Origin of the sequence: Janthinobacterium sp. SUN137, assembly GCF_030587265.1 — a bacterium.
Classification (GTDB): Bacteria; Pseudomonadota; Gammaproteobacteria; order Burkholderiales; family Burkholderiaceae_D; genus Janthinobacterium; species Janthinobacterium kumbetense.
In genome coordinates this window covers 511,361-527,125 of the sequence record NZ_JAPWHZ010000005.1, presented here as the reverse complement: position 1 = coordinate 527,125, position 15,765 = coordinate 511,361, and the positions used below count along the sequence as shown (strand labels likewise).

The window sequence follows — 15,765 nt, the reverse complement described above, 5'->3', positions numbered from 1 at the left end:
CCTATTCTGGGCTGGCATACCACCCATAACGCAGAACGGAACCATCATGACGACGTCACCTACCTTGCCAGGCATCCTGTTTGTCTGGACCAGCGCAGACCCGGAACACGAACGCGATTTCAACCGCTGGTACGACCGCGAACACGTGGAAGAGCGCGTGCGCATTCCCGGCTTCGTCAGCGGCACGCGCTACCAGAGCGTGCGCGGTTCCCGCAAATATCTGGGCCTGTACCGCACCGTCTCGCTCGACGCCTTCCAGACGCCGGACTACTTCAAGGCTTTCGGCCAGCAGACGCCATGGTCGGTGACGAATCTGCAGCGCATGGTGGACCCGATGCGCCGCGTCTGCGCCATCGAGGCGGAAACGGGCATGGGTACGGGCGCCTGGCTGGCCGTGCTGCGTCTGGGCGCGCCGGCGATCGGCCAGGATGCGCAAGCCGTGGCCGCCATGGCCGCGCTGGGGGCGACATTGCTGCAGATCGACGGCGTCATTGCCACGCGCTTGCTGACGCCCGACGCCAAGCTGTCCGGCCCTCTGCCGGCGGAGCAGAAGGAGGGCCGCGTGCTCGACCCGATCTTCCTGATCGACGCATCGTCGGAAAGCGCTGCTGTGGCGGCCGCCGATGCCGCCAGCGCGGCGCTGGGCCTCGACGGCGAACAGGCTGCCATCCTGCAGTTGTCCTGGCAGTTGCGCGAGGCCGACCTGCACGGGGCCTGACACGGCCGCGCGTATCTTGCCGGCACTGATAACACGAGACACGGGCCACGGCGCAGGGCAAAGCATCCTGCACCGGACCTGCAATAAAACTGACGAGAGAGGTAGGCAATGACCACATATACAACGGCAAACGCTGCGCATCCGGCGGCCCAGGCACCGGGCGACAAGCCAAAAACGGGACGCCTGGCCACGGCCAGCATGGTCGGCACGACCCTGGAATGGTATGACTTCACCGTCTACAACACCATGGCGGCGTTGATCTTCAACCACCTGTTTTTCCCTTCTTTCGATCCGCTGACGGGCACCATCCTGGCCTTTTCCACCTACGCCGTCGGCTATATCTCGCGTCCCATCGGCGGCGTGATCTTCGGCCACCTGGGCGACAAGCTGGGACGCCGCTGGGTACTGGTGGTGACCCTGATGCTGATGGGCGTGACGACGGGCTTGATGGGCCTCTTGCCCACGTATGCGACGGCTGGCATCTGGAGCCCGGTCCTGCTGGTGGCGCTGCGCTTCGTGCAGGGCATCGCGCTGGGTGGCGAATGGGCAGGCGCCGTGCTGATCTCCGTCGAACACGGAGCAGCGGACAAGCGGGGCCGCAACGCTTCGTGGACGCAGGTGGGACCGTCGTTCGGCACCTTGCTGGCCACTGGCTGCATCGGTTTGATCACCTATTTGCTGCCGCATGAAGCGTTCATGGACTGGGGCTGGCGCATGCCGTTCATCGCCAGCCTGCTGCTGGTGGCCTTCGGCATGTGGATACGCAGCGGCATCGAGGAAACGCCGCTGTTCAAGGAACTTGACCAGAAGGATGCGAAGGCGGAAGCGCCGATCGGCGACGTGCTGCGCCTCTACTGGCGCCGTTTGCTGATCGCCGGCGGCGTGCGCATCGGCTCGGACGTGCTGTATGCGCTGGTGGTGGTGTTCACCCTGACGTACGTGACGACGGTGCTGCACCTGTCATCGACCCTGGCGCTGACCGCCATCATGATCGGCACGGCCTGCAATGCGCTGTCGGTGCCCGTATTTGGCGCGCTGTCGGACAAGATCGGCCGCCGACCCGTATATGCACTGGGCGCCGTGCTGGGCCTCGTGTGGGCGTTTGCCTTCTTCACCTTGCTCGACACGGCCAGCCCGGCCGCCATCGTCACGGCCGTCGTCGTAGGCCTGGTCATCCACGCCATCATGTACGGCCCGCAAGCGGCTTTCGTTATCGAGCAATTCCCCACCAAGGTGCGCTACGCGGGTTCCTCGCTGGCCTATACCCTGGCCGGCGTCATCGGCGGCGGCTTTGCACCGCTCGTCATCGCCAGCCTGTACCGCTCGTACAACAGCACCATGGCCGTCTCGCTGTATGTGGCGGCGGCCCTGCTGATCACCGGTGCCGCCGTCTTCGCAGCCAGAGAAACGGGCCGCGGTCCCCTCGAAGAATAAGGAAAATCATGACCACCCATACCTTCAACCTGGCCGGCCACGGCCCCGTCACCTTCGACATCGACAATCTGATCATCGCCGGCTGGACGGGCCGCGACCTGGCGATGGTCGAACACCATATCGCCGAACTGGAAGCCATCGGCGTGGCGCGCCCGAAAAGCGTGCCGACGTTTTATCGCGTGGCGGCGGCACTGCTCTCCAGCGATGCCGCCATCGAAGTGCCGGGCTGCGATTCGTCCGGCGAGGCCGAATTCGTGCTGTTCTCCACCGAATACGGCCTGCTGGTGGGGATCGGCTCCGACCATACGGACCGCAAGGTGGAAAGCTATGGCGTGACGGTGTCGAAGCAAATGTGCGGCAAGCCCGTGGGCGACACCTTGTGGCGCTATGCCGACGTGGCCGGCCACTGGGACCAGCTGCAGATGCGCTCCTGGCGCGAGCGCGCCGGCGTGCCGGCCCTGTACCAGGATGGCCCCGTGACGCGCATGCTGTCGCCGGAAGACCTGATCCTGCGCTACACGGGGCAGGTCAGCCTGCCCGTGGGCAGCGCCATGTTCTGCGGCACGCAGCCGATCATCGGCGAGATGGGTCACGGCGATGCTTTCGAACTGGAGCTGTATGATCCAGCCTTGCAGCGCCGCCTGCAGCACCGCTATGCCGTGCAAACCCTGCCCGTGGAAGGATAACGCAATGACCAAGACCATCCGTGAACTGGCCGCCGACCTGGCCGCCGGCCGCATCACCAGCGTGGCACTGACCGAGCAGATGCTGGCGCGCGCCGAGGCGCACCGGGCGCAGGGCGGCCATGCCTATGTCAGCCTCGATCGCGAACAGGCGTTGGCTGAGGCCCGTGCCAGCGATGCGGCACGCGCCGCAGGCTGGGTGCCTTCGCCGCTGGCGGGCATTCCCCTGTCCATCAAGGACCTGTTCGACGTCCGAGGGCAGGTCAGCAGCGCCGCCTCGCTGGCGCTGGCTGACGCTCCGCCCGCCGTTGTGGATGCCGGCGCCGTGGCGTGCCTGCGCGCCGCCGGCGCCATCCTGCTGGGTCGCACCAACATGAGCGAATTCGCATTTTCCGGCCTGGGCTTGAATCCCCATTACGGCACGCCGCGCAATCCGCACGACCGCGCGCGCGTGGCGGGCGGCTCCACCTCGGGCGGCGCCGTGACGGTGGCGTTGGGGATGGCTGCGGGAGCGTTGGGCACGGACACGGGCGGCTCGATCCGCATCCCGTCCGCTTTTTGCGGCTTGACCGGTTTCAAGCCGACGGCGGCTTCCGTGTCGCTGACCGGCACGGTGCCGCTGTCGCGCTCCCTCGATTCGGCCGGGCCCATCGCGCACAGTGTCGATTGCTGCGCCATTTTGTACGCAGCGCTGTCGGGCCATGACATTGGCGCGCAGGCGCCAGCACTGAAAGGCTTGCGCTTTGGCTTTACCTTGGACTATGTCGATACGCATGTGGCGCCGCAGGTGCAGCAGGCTTTCGATGCTGCCCTGGACAAGCTGCGGCAAGCTGGCGCGCAGGTAGAACAGTTTGATTTCCCCGAATTGCTGGAGCTGCCGATGATTAATGGCGGCGGCGGCTTGGTGGCGGCGGAAGCTTGGCACTGGCACAGGGTGTTGCTTGAAGAGAAGGGTGCACAGTACGACCAGCGCGTGGCGGCGCGCATCCGCCGCGGTCAACTGCAGGGCGCGGCCGACTACATCGACTTGCTCGATGCGCGCGCGCGCCTGATCGGCGTCGCCCGGCGGCGCTTGGCGCCGTTCGATGCCTGGCTGATGCCCAGCGTGGCCATACTGGCGCCGGAAGCCGCGCCGCTGGAAGCGGATGACGCCACCTTCTTTGCCACGAATGGCCTGGTGCTGCGCAACGCCAGCGTGATCAACTTCCTCGATGGCTGCGCGCTGTCGCTGCCTTGCCACGCCGACGGCGAGTTGCCCGTGGGGCTGGGCATTTGCGGCTTGGCGGGCGCTGACGATCAAGTGCTGCAGATCGGCCGCGCCGTGGAGGTGCTGCTGCGGGGGCGTGGAAAAGAATAATGTCGTAGTGCAGAAAAATGCCAACTCTGTCATGATGGCTGGCATTGACATGGGATAGTCGCGCTTCGGGCGCCGGCAAACTTCACACTGTGCACCGATACGACCTGATTAGTTGTCATGACTGCGGCGTGCTGTACCGCAAACGTCCGCTGCGTCCCCGCGAAAAGGCGCGCTGTATCCGTTGCCGCTCGGTGCTGTATCGCGGCGCCCACGCGCGGGGCCCATCGGCCGAATTGACCAAGGTGGTGGCGCTCACGCTGGGCGCCGCCTTTGTCTTCCTGATCGCCCAGTTTTTCCCTATCGTCGAACTCGACGTCAATGGCCTCACTTCCAGCGCTACCTTGCTCGGTTCCATCCGCGTGCTGTGGTCCGAGCAGATGCACATCGTGGCGACGATGGTCTTCCTGTTTACCATCCTCTTTCCCGCAATCGAACTCGGTTCCCTGCTGTACGTGGCGCTGGGCTTGCGCGGCGGCGTCAAGGTGCCCGGCTTTAACCGCGTGCTGCGCGCTGTGCAGACGGCGCGCGAATGGGGCATGACGGAGGTGCTGATGATCGGCATCCTGATCACCGTCGTGAAGATGACCAGCCTGGCCACGGTGCTGCCGCAACCGGGGCTGTTCGCGTTTGGCGCGCTGACCCTGATGCTGGCCATCGTCGTCTCGTTTGACCCCAAGGCCCTGTGGAACCTGGGCGACGACCTGACCCGGCAAGCGCTGCCGGGCATCCGCTACAAGGCCTTCGCGCCGGGCGAGAAAGTGCTGCCTTGCCATGCCTGCGGCCTGGTGGCGCCGCCGCTGGGCAAGGGCAGGCACCTGGCTTGCGTGCGCTGCGGCACGGCCCTGCACGTACGCAAACCGGACAGCATCAACCGCACCTGGGCCTTGCTGATCGCCGCCATGATCCTCTACATTCCCGCCAACCTATTGCCCGTGATGGTGACGCAATCGCTGTTCGGCGCGCAGGACGACACCATCATGAGCGGCGTGGTGCTGTTCTGGACCAGCGGCTCGAAGGGCCTGGCCATCATCATTTTCATCGCCAGCGTGGTCGTGCCCATGCTGAAGCTGGGCGTGCTGGCGCTGCTGGCGTTCACCGCGCAGCGGCGTTCGCGCTGGCGGCCGCGCCAGCGCACCATCCTGTACCGCATGGTCGAATTCATCGGCCGCTGGTCCATGCTCGATATCTTTGTCGTCACCCTGACGGTGGCGCTGGTGCGCTTCAAGTCGCTGGCCGTGATCACGGCCGGCCCCGGCGCGCTGGCCTTTGGCGCCGTGGTGGTGCTGACCATGCTGGCGGCGATGCAGTTCGACCCGCGCCTGATCTGGGACCCCATCGACGGGCAGGTGCCCGGCGAGGAAGAACCCGTGGTGGTGACAAATACCGGAAACAATACAGTGATTGGAGAACAGCATGTCTGACAAAGAAGCAGGCGACCTTGCCGAAGCGGGTGGCCGTCCATTGCCCGAGCCTGATGTGGAACAGGGCAGCCGCTGGCTGCCGTCGCTGGTATGGCTCATCCCGCTGCTGGCCGCACTGATCGGCGCCGGCCTGGCCGCCAAGTCCATCCTCGACCAGGGGCCCACGGTGACGGTCAGCTTCAAGAGCGCGGAAGGACTCGAGCCTGGCAAGACCAAGGTCAAATACAAGGATGTCGATATCGGCCAGGTGCGCGCCATCACCCTGGGCGAGGACTTGAGCAAGGTGCTGGTGACGATCGACATGAGCAAGGAAGCGCGCCGCTTCGCTACCGCCGATTCGCGTTTCTGGGTGGTGCGCCCGCAGATCGGCGCCAGCGGCGTGACGGGGCTGGGCACCTTGCTGTCGGGCGCCTACATCGGCGTCGACACGGGCAAGTCGGAAGCCAAAAAGGAGAATTTCATCGGCATGGAGAGTCCGCCCGCCGTGGCCGGCGACCAGAAGGGCAAGCTGTACACCCTGCATGCGGACAGCCTCGGTTCCGTCGACGTGGGTTCGCCCCTGTTCTTCCACCGTCTGCGCGTGGGCAAGGTGGTCAGCTTCGCGCTGGACAAGGATGGCAACGGCATCACCATGTCGGTGTTCGTGAATGCGCCGTACGACCAGTTCGTCGGCAAGAATGCGCGCTGGTGGCATGCCAGCGGCGTCGACGTGCGCCTCGATTCGAACGGCTTCAAATTGAATACGCAATCGCTGGCCGCCATGCTGGTGGGCGGTATCGCCTTCGAAGCGGAAAATGGCCGCAAGCCCGAAGAACCGGCGCCGGCCAATACCAATTTCCGCCTGGCGGCCGACGAAGCCAGCGCCATGCGCGAACCCGATGGCGAAGCCATTACCACCGTGTTCTATTTCGACCAGTCCCTGCGCGGCTTGCAGCCTGGCGCCACGGTGGACTTCCGCGGCATCGTGCTGGGCGAGGTGCGTTCGGTCGGCATCGAGTTCGATCCCGTGAAGAAGAACTTCCGCATGCCCGTCACCGTCAATCTGTACCCGGCCCGCCTGGGCATGCGCTTCAAGGCCGCTGTCGACGATGAGGAAGGCTCGGCCGGCCACCAGCTGCTCGAACGCATGGTCAGCCGTGGCTTGCGCGCCCAGCTACGCACGGGCAACCTGCTGACCAGCCAGCTGTACATCGCGCTGGACTTCTTCCCGAAAGCGCCGAAGGTGGTGCTCGACGCGAACAAGTATCCGCTGGAAGTGCCGACCGTGCCGAACACGCTCGACGAATTGCAGACGCAGATCGCCAGCATCGCCCGCAAGCTCGATCAGGTACCGTATGCGGAGATCGGCAATAACCTGAACGCCACCATCAAGCAGGCCAATACCCTGTTCAAGCAGCTCGATGGTCAGGTGGTGCCGGAAATGCGCGATACCTTGACGGCGGCGAAACAGACCTTCGGCACGGCCGAACAGGTGCTGCAAAAGGATTCGCCGCTGCAGTCGGACGTGCGCCAGGCCTTGCAGCAGCTGACGCAAACCCTGCAATCGCTCAATGCCCTGTCGGATTACCTGGAACGCCACCCCGAGTCCCTGATCCGCGGTAAAAAAGGAGATGAGAAAAAATGAAGCAGCCAATTCTTGCGCTTTTGATGACAGCCATCTTGCTGTGTGCCTGTTCCACACCCCAGCCCGAGCATTTCTATACGCTCAGCGGCGGCGCCGACGCGCAGCCGGCCAAGCCCGTCAAATACTATGTCGAAGTGCTGGCCGTCAGCGTGCCGCAGCAGGTGAGCCGCAACCAGTTTGTCGTGACGGCGCCATCGGGGCGCATCGAATTGCTGGAGCAGCAGCGCTGGGCGGGGCCGCTGGCCGGCGAGATCGGCCAGGCCCTGTCGACGGCCGTGACGAACGACCTGGGCGCCATCGACGTGTTCCGCACGCCGCATCCGGACAACCTGCCCGTGTACCGCATCAGCACCAATGTGCAGCGCTTCGAGTCCGTGATGGGCCAGTATGCGCTGATCGATGCCGTGTGGAGCGTGCGCCAGCTGGCCAGCAACAAGGTGGTGACTTGCCGCACGATAGCCAATGAAAAGGTGGGCGCGGGCTACGATGAACTGGTGCTCGGTCACCGCCGCGCCGTCGGCCGCATCGCCGCCGATACGGCGAGCGTCGTGCGTGGCTTTGACGGCGGCAACGCCGCCTGTCCGGCCGCCTGAGCCGCTTTCCGCTACCCAGTCCCGGCGGCCGCTGGTAAAATGCGGCCATGGGAATGACCTCTTTCACACGCCGCTGCGCCGCCTGGATCGCCTGTTTCGCGATCCTGCTGGCGGCGCTCGCGCCATCGGTTTCCCAGGCCGTCGCCAATGCCAAGCAGGAGTCCGGCTCCGGCTGGGCGGAAATCTGCTCGGTGGCCGGCATCCGTTTCGTCCAGATCGACGATGATGGCGGCGCCGACGGCAAGTCCGGCGGCAAGGCCATGCAGATGGAGCATTGCGCCTTCTGTTCCACGCATGCGGGTTCCGTGGGCTTGCCGCCCAGTCCCGTGCTGCCGCTGCCCGTCGCCGGCGGCACGGCCATTTTCCCGGCCCTGTACTACCAGTCGCCGTCTCCGCTGTTCATCTGGTCCACCGCGCAATCGCGCGCGCCGCCCGCACTCGTCTAAGTCCTTGCATTTTCAATGTTGGCGCTGTCCGCCTTGCGGTGGGGCACGCCGCATCCGCACACTCATACGAGAATCACATGAACAAACAACTGTTGGTGCTGGCCGCGGCCATCACCGTGGCTTACCCCTGCGCGCAGGCGCAGCAACTTGACCACGCCATCGACACCGTCGTCGTTTCCGGTTCGCGCGCGCAAGCGTGGCTGTCCGAGACGCCGCAGGCCATCGGCGTCGTCAATGCCGCAACCCTGGAACGCGACAAGCCCAAGACCATGGGCGATATCCTCAACCGCATCGCCGGCGTGTACTGGAATGACCTGGGCAACGAACAGCACAGCATGAGCATCCGCCAGCCCATCGGCACGAATGCCGTCTACCAGTACCTGGAAGACGGCATTCCCATTCGCCCGCTGGGCGTCTTCAACCACAATTCGCTCAACGAGATGAACATGGCGGGCGCCAGCGGCGTGGAAGTGGTGAAGGGCGCCGCGTCCTCGCTGTACGGCAGCAATGCGGTCGGCGGCGCCGTCAATTTCCTGACAGCCGGCGCCAGCGCGGCACCCACGGCCAAGGTCGGCGTGCGACGCGATAATGTGGCCGGCTACACCCGCTACGACACTTCCGCCAGCGATACCTGGGGGCCGCTGGGACTGCGCTTTTCCCACTATAGTTCGCGCCGCTCGCGCGACAACTGGCAAGAGTACAGCTACGGCGACAAGGATTCGTTCTCGCTGCGCGCCGACTATGCGCTTGGCCCCACCTCACAGCTGCGCGCCACCATCGTTCACACGGATCTCGATGCGGCGATGACGGGCAGCCTGTTCGAGAACGACTACCGCAACGACCCCGGCAAGAGCCTGAACACGTTTACCTACCGCAAAGACAAGACCACGCGCATGAATCTGGCGTGGGAGGGCGCGACGACGGCCGATGGCACGAGCACCGTCACCGTGTTTACGCGCAAGAATGACCATGGACAGATTCCCGCGTATTCCATCGGCAGCTGCGCGGGTATGCTGTGCAAGGGCGTCATCAACAACAACCATGTCGATTCGCTGGGCCTGGACGTGAAGCACCAGCAGGAATTCGCCTGGCTGCGTTCGCGCTTGATCGCCGGCGTGTATGTGGACAAGAGCGACAATCCCTTTGTCAGCGACAACCTGTCCATCGTGCGCGATGCCGCCACGGGCCGCTACCTGCGCTACACCGTGGCCAATGCATCCAATCCGCAGGGCGTGCGCGACTACCAGACGGATATCCTCAACACGGCCGTCTTCGCGCAATGGGAATTTTCTCCGCTGGCGGGCACGCGCGTGGTGCTGGGCGGCCGTTCCGACGCCATACGCTACGATTACCATAACAGGCTGGCGCCCGGCGGCAGCGTCAATTACGGCGCGCCCGACGAGTCGCGCAGCTTTTCGCACGTGAGCCCGAAGCTGGGCGCCACCTACGCCCTCGGCCATGCGGGCAGCGCGTATGCGAACGTCAGCCAGGGCTTCACGCCGCCCGAGGTGAGCCAGCTATATGGCAAGACGGGCATCGCCGACTTGCAGCCGTCCGTCTACAACAACTATGAACTGGGCTTGCGCTGGGCCTTTTTGCAGGGCCGTTTGAAACTCGATATGGCGTTGTACCGGCTCGACGGACGTGACACCATCGTCAGCTACACGCTTTCGCCGGGCAACAGCGAAAATCGCAATGCGGGGCGCACGCGCAGCGAAGGCCTGGAGCTGGGCCTGAACTACGACAGTGGCCCGTTTGACGCGCGCTTCGCCACGGCCATCGCGCGCCACCGCTACCTGCGCTACCAGGTGTCCTCCACTCTCGATTACAGCGACCGCACCATGCCGCAGGCGCCGCGCGACATCACTTCGATCGAGGTCGGCTACAAGCCCGTGGCCGGTGCGCGTATCGCGCTCGAAGCCGTGCACCAGGGCCGCTACTGGATGAACAATGCCAACACGGTGGTGTACAAGGGGCACGCCTTGCTGAACCTGCGCGCCAGCTACCAGCTCGCGCGCGGGCTGGAAGCGTGGGCGCAGGTGCGCAACCTGGCCGATAAACGCTATGCCGATTCGGCCAGCAGCAGCTATGCGGGCACGGGCAGCTATGTGCCGAACAGCCAGAACCAGTACACGCCCGGCGCGCCGCGCAGCGTGATGCTGGGCCTGGGCTATACCTTCAACGCACTGTGAGGATGACCATGGACGACGCAACTTTTCTCATCGCACGGCGCAAAAGCCTGTATTGGCGCATCCACTTCTGGGCCGCGCTGATCGCCTCGCCGTTTGCCCTGGTGGCCACCCTGACGGGTATTTTGTATGTATTCACGCCGCAGATCGAGGCAAGGCTGTACCAACATCTCGATCACGTGACACCGCAAGCCTCCGTGCTGCCGCTGGATGCCGCGGTGGCGGCTGCCGAACGGGCGGCGCCGCGTGGCTGGGCGGTGCAGCACGTAGTGCCGCCGTTCCAGCAGGACGACGCGGTGCAGGTGGCGTTCGCGCCGCCCGGCGGCGCGCAGGATGAGCATGCGGGCCATGGCGGACATGCCGCGCCGGCCACGCCCGCCAGGCCGAAGTTCGGCCTGCCCGTGCAAGCCGTCGTCGTATATGTGAACCCCTATGACGCGCGCGTGCTGGGTAGCCTGGCCAGTAGTGAGCGCTTCGGCAACTGGGCGAAAAAGCTGCATTCGCGCCTGCTGCAAAACGATGGCTGGCGCTGGATGATCGAGCTGGCTGCCAGTTGGCTGATGGTGATGCTGGTAACGGGCGTGATCCTGTGGTGGCCGCGCAGCGCGCAAGCGGGCTTGCCGAAGCGGGGCGCGCGCGGGCGCAATGGCTGGCGCCAGTGGCATGCTTTTCTCGGCGTGGCGCTCGGCATCGTCAGTGTCGTCATTCTGACGACGGGGCTGACGTGGAGCCAGCAGGCGGGTGGGCGCATCCGCGCGCTGCGCGACATCAGCGGCCAGGCGCCGCCGCCCGTGCCGCGCGGCCTGCACTCAAACGAGGAGGGCGCCCCGCTCGACTGGCAGGATGCGTGGCAGGTGGCGCGCAGCCATGCGCCCGCCATCGCCGTGCAGCTGACGGCGCCGGCCAGCCAGGACGATGTGTGGCGCGCCACCATGGCCGACCGCAGTCAGCCCACCTTGCGCTTCGACCTGCAATTCGACGCCTACAGCGGCAAGCCTTTGTACTATGCGGGGTGGGAGGCGCAGACGGCGTTCGGCAAGGCGACCGCCATCGGCATCCCGTTTCATCGCGGCGAATTCGGCTGGTGGAACCAGGCCTTGCTGCTGCTGTTCGGCGCCAGCGTGCTGTTCTCGCTGGTGTCGGGCTGGGTGATGTTTTTCAAGCGGCGCCTTCCAGGTTCGCTGGGTTTACCCAAGCTGCTGCCCGGCGCCTGGACCTCGCCTTCCACGCTGGCCTGGATGACGGCGGCGGGCATGTGTGCGCTGATGCCGCTGCTGCTCATCTCCGGCGGCCTGCTGATGCTGCTTGAGCTGGGCCTGGCAAAATGTGGGCCGCGTGTCGGCCGGATGTGGCTGCGCTAGAATAAGGGGCGCGGCCAGGCTCGTTGCCATGGGCCGCCCCTTGCATAGGCTGAACCATGGTATTCATCGACTTTCCCGCCTTGTCCGCGCTGGCCACCGCTTCGGCCACGATTACCCAGAAATGCAGCTGCTGCGCCGTTCCGCTGGATGCCTGGCAGCGCCTTCCCACCTCGCTGGAGCTGGACCGCTTTGAAGAAGTCGGCACCCTGCGCGAAGACCCGTACGAGGAACCGACGTTTGATGAGTACCACCCGCACGGCACGCGCTACGACAGCGTCGATGCGCCCATTGCGCCGCGCTACTATCCCGCCAATCTGAGCCAGGTAGCCCGCTGCCTCAATTGCGGCCGCCACTACTTGCGCTACAACGAGGCGGGCGGTTATTTCACGGAACTGCGCATCCGCGCGCTGTGCCCGGCATTGCTGGCCGACGCGCCGCTGTCTGCCTGATGGCTACAGGCTTTCCTTGACGTGCGCGATGCCGTGTTCATCGTAGATCGAGTACACGGCAGCGAGGAGGTTGTCGAGCTCCGGCGAGCGGTCCATGTGCCGCATGCTGAATAAAATGGGCGAGAACGCATGCTTGTCGTCCAGCTTGCGGTACACGACGTTCCGGTGATGCATGGCTTGCACGCTTTCCGGCACAATGGAGATGCCCTGGCCGGCCGCCACCAGTCCCATGGAAATCTGCAGTTCGCGCACTTCCGTGACGGGGCCGGGCGTGACATTGCCCTCGCTGAACATGGCCAGCACCTGGTCGGCGAAGCTGGGGCGGGGCGCTTTCGGATACACGAGCAGGGTTTCGTGGATCAGGTCCGTCAGGCGCAACCCGCCTTCTCCCTTGGCCAGCCGGTGGCCGGGTGGCAGGGCCACCACCAGCCGTTCCTCGCGCAGCAGGATGCGGCGGATGCTGGGGTCCTCGCTTTTCAGGCGTCCGAAACCCACGTCGATGCGGCCTTCCTTCAGGGCCTTGATTTGCTCCACCGTCGTCATTTCATGCAGGGTCACGTCGACCTCGGGATGGCGCTCGCAATAGCGGTGCACGACGTCGGGCAATTCCCCGTACAGGGTCGAGGCGACGAAGCCGATCGACAGGGTGCGTTCCAGCTTGCCGATGCGCTGGGTCATCGCCTTCAGGTCGCGCACCTGGTCGAGCAGCGGGCGCGCGTGGGCGAGAAAAAACTCGCCCGCTTCCGTCAGCCGCAAGGGCCGCGAGCCTTTCTCGATCAGCGCCACGCCCAGGGTTTCTTCCAGCTGCTGCATCTGCCGGCTCAGTGGCGGCTGCGCGATATGCAGGCGCGCGGCGGCCCGCGTGAAGTTCCTTTCCTCTGCCACTGCCACGAAGTAGCGCAAGTGCCGTAATTCCATCTTCATACCTTTCAGGTATAGGTTTGATACCAACTCGGTGTTGGACGCGGGGTCATTCGGGGAATATCGTGTCTCCACTCTACAGAATTATACGGAATAAATATGATTCAAAATATCGAGACCTACCTGGTCGATGTGCCAACCATCCGTCCGCACAAGCTGTCCGTCGCCACCATGAATACGCAAACCCTGGTGCTGGTACGGCTGCGCTGCGCCGACGGCATCACGGGCTGGGGCGAGGCGACCACCATCGGCGGCTTGAGCTACGGCGGCGAAAGCCCGGAAAGCATCAAGACGAATATCGATACCTACATCGCGCCGCTGCTGGTCGGCATGGAAGCGAGCGAAGTGGCCAAGGCCATGGCCAGGGTGCGCAAGGTCATCCAGGGCAACCGCTTCGCCAAGTGTGCGATCGAGACGGCGCTGCTGGACGCGCAGGCGCGCCGCCTGAATGTGCCGCTGTCGGAATTGCTGGGCGGCCGCGTGCGCGATGCGCTGCCCGTGGCCTGGGTGCTGGCCAGCGGCGATACCGCGCGCGATATCGCCGAAGGGGAAAAAATGCTGGAATTGCGCCGCCACCGCATCTTCAAGCTGAAGATCGGCTTGCGCGACGTGATGGACGACGTGGCCCATGTGCTGGAGATCAAGCGGGCGCTGGGCGAACGGGCCAGCGTGCGCGTCGACGTCAACCAGGCCTGGAGCGAGACGGACGCCGTGCGCGGCATCGCCGCGCTGGAAGCGGGCGGCATCGACTTGATCGAGCAGCCCGTCAAGGCGGGCAACCGCGCCGCGCTGGCGCGCCTGACGCAGCGCTTCGACGTGGCCATCATGGCCGATGAAGCCTTGCACGGTCCCGCCGACGCGCTGGCGCTGGCCCAGGCCGATGCGGCCGACGTGTATGCGGTGAAAATCACCCAGTCGGGCGGCTTGCTGCCGGCGCTGGAAGTGGCCACCGTGGCGCGCCTGGCCGGCGTCGGCCTGTACGGCGGCACCATGCTCGAAGGCGGCGTCGGCACGGCCGCCACGGCCCACGTCTGCTCGACCTTTGCCGAACTGGCCTGGGGCACGGAGCTGTTCGGGCCATTGCTGCTGACGCAGGAAGTCTTGCGCGAACCGCTCGTGTACCGCGACTTCATGTTACAGGTGCCGACGGGGCCGGGCCTGGGCGTCGATATCGATATGGACAAACTACGCACCATGCAGCGCGCCTGAAGACGCCTATCAAAACCTACTGCGCGTTGTGATTTACGGTCTGCGATGCTCACTGTACCTTCGTACAGTTGCGCGTCTCGACCGCAACTCTCTTCCGCTCGCTACGGTTTTGTTAGGCGTTGTAAGTGCCTATAAAAATCTTAAGGAGACACCATGTTATTCCATGTACGCATGAACGTGAACCTGCCATTAAGCATGCCTGCCGAGCAGGCGGCGCAACTGAAACAGACGGAAAAGGAACTGGCGCAGCGCCTGCAGCACGAGGGCAAGTGGCGCCACCTGTGGCGTATCGCCGGCCAGTACGCCAACATCAGCGTCTTCGATGTGGACAGCGTGGACGAGTTGCACAACTTGCTCACCTCCTTGCCGCTGTTCCCCTACATGCAGATCGACGTGATGCCGCTGTGCCGCCATCCATCGTCGGTGCGCGACGGCGATGCCTGACCCGCAGAGCAAAGGAGACATGCCATGAAACACACGGATACGGGAATTGTCGTGACCACCTGGAACGGGGAAGATACGCTGCTGCATTACCGCACCGACGGCGAGCGCTGCAAACCGTGCCTGGTATTGTCGAATTCCCTGGGCACGGACCTGTCCATGTGGGATGCCCAGGCGGCGGACCTGGCCAGCGACTTCTATGTCGTGCGCTACGATACGCGCGGCCATGGCCGGTCGGCCAGCGGCGGCGCGCCGTTCGACATCGAGCGCCTGGGCCTGGACGTGGTGGCGCTGCTCGACCACCTAGATATCGCCCGTGCCGCGTTCTGCGGCATTTCCCTGGGCGGCTTGACGGGCCAGTGGCTGGGCATTCACCAGCCGCAGCGCTTGACGAAGCTCGTGCTGGCGAATACGGCGGCGCGCATCGGCACGGCCGACGCCTGGCTGGCGCGCGCGGCGCAGGTACGCCGCGACGGCATGGACACGGTGGCCGACGGCGCCGCCGCGCGCTGGTTTACGCCAGCCTTCATCGCGCGCGAAGCGGCCACGGTGGCGCGCATGATCGCCACCCTGCGCGGTCAGGATGCCGAAGGCTACGCGGCCTGCTGCGCAGCGCTGGCGCAGGCGGACTTGCGCGCGCAGGTGGCCACGATTGCGGTGCCCACCCTGGTCATCGCCGGTGAGCACGATCCCGTCACCACGGTGGACGATGCGCGCTGGCTGCAGCGGCAGGTGGCAGGCGCGCAGCTGGCCCAGGTGCCCGCGTCGCATTTGTCGAATGTCGAGGCAGCGCCGACCTTCACGGCGCAGCTGCGCGCCTTTGTATCGTCGTCGGCAGGGTAAGATTTCGCTTTGCCCCTGAGCACCGCCACCGGCAAAGACCGGCACGCGGCAGGGGAAGCTTTTTTGAAAAAATAAT

General features: G+C 65.1%; 15 protein-coding genes. 14 read left to right on the top strand and 1 reads right to left on the bottom strand.

Annotated elements, in window-relative coordinates; all coding sequences use genetic code 11:
* The first annotated feature begins 46 nt into the window (after window positions 1–46).
* The 11 genes from O3298_RS26340 (at window position 47) to O3298_RS26290 (ending at window position 12,275) form a co-directional block, all read left to right on the top strand.
* A complete protein-coding gene (locus tag O3298_RS26340; protein WP_289917976.1) occupies window positions 47–718 on the top strand; it encodes a DUF4286 family protein in 672 nt (223 codons plus the stop codon).
* Window positions 719–826: 108 nt separating this feature from the next.
* A complete protein-coding gene (locus tag O3298_RS26335) occupies window positions 827–2,152 on the top strand; it encodes an MFS transporter (protein ID WP_251349758.1) in 1,326 nt (441 codons plus the stop codon).
* A gap of 8 nt (window positions 2,153–2,160) precedes the next feature.
* Window positions 2,161–2,838 (top strand): DUF2848 domain-containing protein, encoded by a 678-nt coding sequence (locus tag O3298_RS26330; RefSeq protein ID WP_305060929.1) that lies wholly within the window; start codon window positions 2,161–2,163, stop codon window positions 2,836–2,838.
* A gap of 4 nt (window positions 2,839–2,842) precedes the next feature.
* On the top strand, window positions 2,843–4,192 hold the full coding sequence (locus O3298_RS26325) for an amidase (RefSeq protein WP_305060928.1): 1,350 nt from the start codon (window positions 2,843–2,845) through the stop codon (window positions 4,190–4,192).
* 128 nt (window positions 4,193–4,320) lie between these two features.
* Window positions 4,321–5,613, top strand: coding sequence for a paraquat-inducible protein A (locus tag O3298_RS26320; protein ID WP_369811631.1), 1,293 nt, complete (start codon window positions 4,321–4,323; stop codon window positions 5,611–5,613).
* Window positions 5,606–7,237: an intermembrane transport protein PqiB gene (locus tag O3298_RS26315; protein ID WP_289906384.1), complete on the top strand. Its 1,632-nt coding sequence runs from the start codon at window positions 5,606–5,608 to the stop codon at window positions 7,235–7,237. The genes O3298_RS26320 and O3298_RS26315 overlap by 8 nt, the downstream gene beginning before the upstream one ends.
* 23 nt (window positions 7,238–7,260) lie before the next feature.
* Window positions 7,261–7,830, top strand: a complete 570-nt coding sequence (locus O3298_RS26310; protein ID WP_289917989.1) for a membrane integrity-associated transporter subunit PqiC — start codon at window positions 7,261–7,263, stop codon at window positions 7,828–7,830.
* Between the two features lie 53 nt (window positions 7,831–7,883).
* Complete coding sequence (locus O3298_RS26305) at window positions 7,884–8,276, top strand: DUF2946 domain-containing protein (protein WP_289917990.1); 393 nt, start codon at window positions 7,884–7,886, stop codon at window positions 8,274–8,276.
* Window positions 8,277–8,353: 77 nt separating this feature from the next.
* Window positions 8,354–10,468, top strand: coding sequence for a TonB-dependent receptor domain-containing protein (locus O3298_RS26300; protein WP_305060926.1), 2,115 nt, complete (start codon window positions 8,354–8,356; stop codon window positions 10,466–10,468).
* A gap of 8 nt (window positions 10,469–10,476) precedes the next feature.
* Window positions 10,477–11,826 carry a PepSY domain-containing protein gene (locus O3298_RS26295; RefSeq protein ID WP_305060925.1) on the top strand — a complete coding sequence of 450 codons (1,350 nt, stop codon included), beginning with the start codon at window positions 10,477–10,479 and terminating at the stop codon, window positions 11,824–11,826.
* Between the two features lie 56 nt (window positions 11,827–11,882).
* Window positions 11,883–12,275: a hypothetical protein gene (locus O3298_RS26290; protein WP_305060924.1), complete on the top strand. Its 393-nt coding sequence runs from the start codon at window positions 11,883–11,885 to the stop codon at window positions 12,273–12,275.
* Between the two features lie 3 nt (window positions 12,276–12,278).
* Here the strand turns inward: O3298_RS26290 and O3298_RS26285 are convergent, their stop codons facing one another.
* Window positions 12,279–13,193: a LysR family transcriptional regulator gene (locus O3298_RS26285; protein ID WP_289913288.1), complete on the bottom strand. Its 915-nt coding sequence runs from the start codon at window positions 13,191–13,193 to the stop codon at window positions 12,279–12,281.
* A gap of 102 nt (window positions 13,194–13,295) precedes the next feature.
* Here O3298_RS26285 and O3298_RS26280 point away from each other — a divergent pair, with 102 nt between their 5' ends.
* The 3 genes from O3298_RS26280 to pcaD all read left to right on the top strand — a co-directional run bounded on the left by O3298_RS26280 (window position 13,296) and on the right by pcaD (window position 15,689).
* Window positions 13,296–14,405 carry a muconate/chloromuconate family cycloisomerase gene (locus O3298_RS26280; protein WP_289906374.1) on the top strand — a complete coding sequence of 370 codons (1,110 nt, stop codon included), beginning with the start codon at window positions 13,296–13,298 and terminating at the stop codon, window positions 14,403–14,405.
* Between the two features lie 153 nt (window positions 14,406–14,558).
* Window positions 14,559–14,849 (top strand): muconolactone Delta-isomerase, encoded by a 291-nt coding sequence (catC, locus tag O3298_RS26275; protein ID WP_251349767.1) that lies wholly within the window; start codon window positions 14,559–14,561, stop codon window positions 14,847–14,849.
* A gap of 24 nt (window positions 14,850–14,873) precedes the next feature.
* Window positions 14,874–15,689 carry a 3-oxoadipate enol-lactonase gene (gene pcaD / locus O3298_RS26270; protein WP_305060923.1) on the top strand — a complete coding sequence of 272 codons (816 nt, stop codon included), beginning with the start codon at window positions 14,874–14,876 and terminating at the stop codon, window positions 15,687–15,689.
* Window positions 15,690–15,765 lie beyond the last annotated feature (76 nt).

Coding starts and splice junctions, on each gene's coding strand:
- O3298_RS26340 (WP_289917976.1), top strand. CDS start 47: ATGACGACGTCACCTACCTTGCCAGGCATCCTGTTTGTCTGGACCAGC.
- O3298_RS26335 (WP_251349758.1), top strand. CDS start 827: ATGACCACATATACAACGGCAAACGCTGCGCATCCGGCGGCCCAGGCA.
- O3298_RS26330 (WP_305060929.1), top strand. CDS start 2,161: ATGACCACCCATACCTTCAACCTGGCCGGCCACGGCCCCGTCACCTTC.
- O3298_RS26325 (WP_305060928.1), top strand. CDS start 2,843: ATGACCAAGACCATCCGTGAACTGGCCGCCGACCTGGCCGCCGGCCGC.
- O3298_RS26315 (WP_289906384.1), top strand. CDS start 5,606: ATGTCTGACAAAGAAGCAGGCGACCTTGCCGAAGCGGGTGGCCGTCCA.
- O3298_RS26310 (WP_289917989.1), top strand. CDS start 7,261: ATGACAGCCATCTTGCTGTGTGCCTGTTCCACACCCCAGCCCGAGCAT.
- O3298_RS26305 (WP_289917990.1), top strand. CDS start 7,884: ATGACCTCTTTCACACGCCGCTGCGCCGCCTGGATCGCCTGTTTCGCG.
- O3298_RS26300 (WP_305060926.1), top strand. CDS start 8,354: ATGAACAAACAACTGTTGGTGCTGGCCGCGGCCATCACCGTGGCTTAC.
- O3298_RS26295 (WP_305060925.1), top strand. CDS start 10,477: ATGGACGACGCAACTTTTCTCATCGCACGGCGCAAAAGCCTGTATTGG.
- O3298_RS26290 (WP_305060924.1), top strand. CDS start 11,883: ATGGTATTCATCGACTTTCCCGCCTTGTCCGCGCTGGCCACCGCTTCG.
- O3298_RS26285 (WP_289913288.1), bottom strand. CDS start 13,193: ATGGAATTACGGCACTTGCGCTACTTCGTGGCAGTGGCAGAGGAAAGG.
- O3298_RS26280 (WP_289906374.1), top strand. CDS start 13,296: ATGATTCAAAATATCGAGACCTACCTGGTCGATGTGCCAACCATCCGT.
- catC (WP_251349767.1), top strand. CDS start 14,559: ATGTTATTCCATGTACGCATGAACGTGAACCTGCCATTAAGCATGCCT.
- pcaD (WP_305060923.1), top strand. CDS start 14,874: ATGAAACACACGGATACGGGAATTGTCGTGACCACCTGGAACGGGGAA.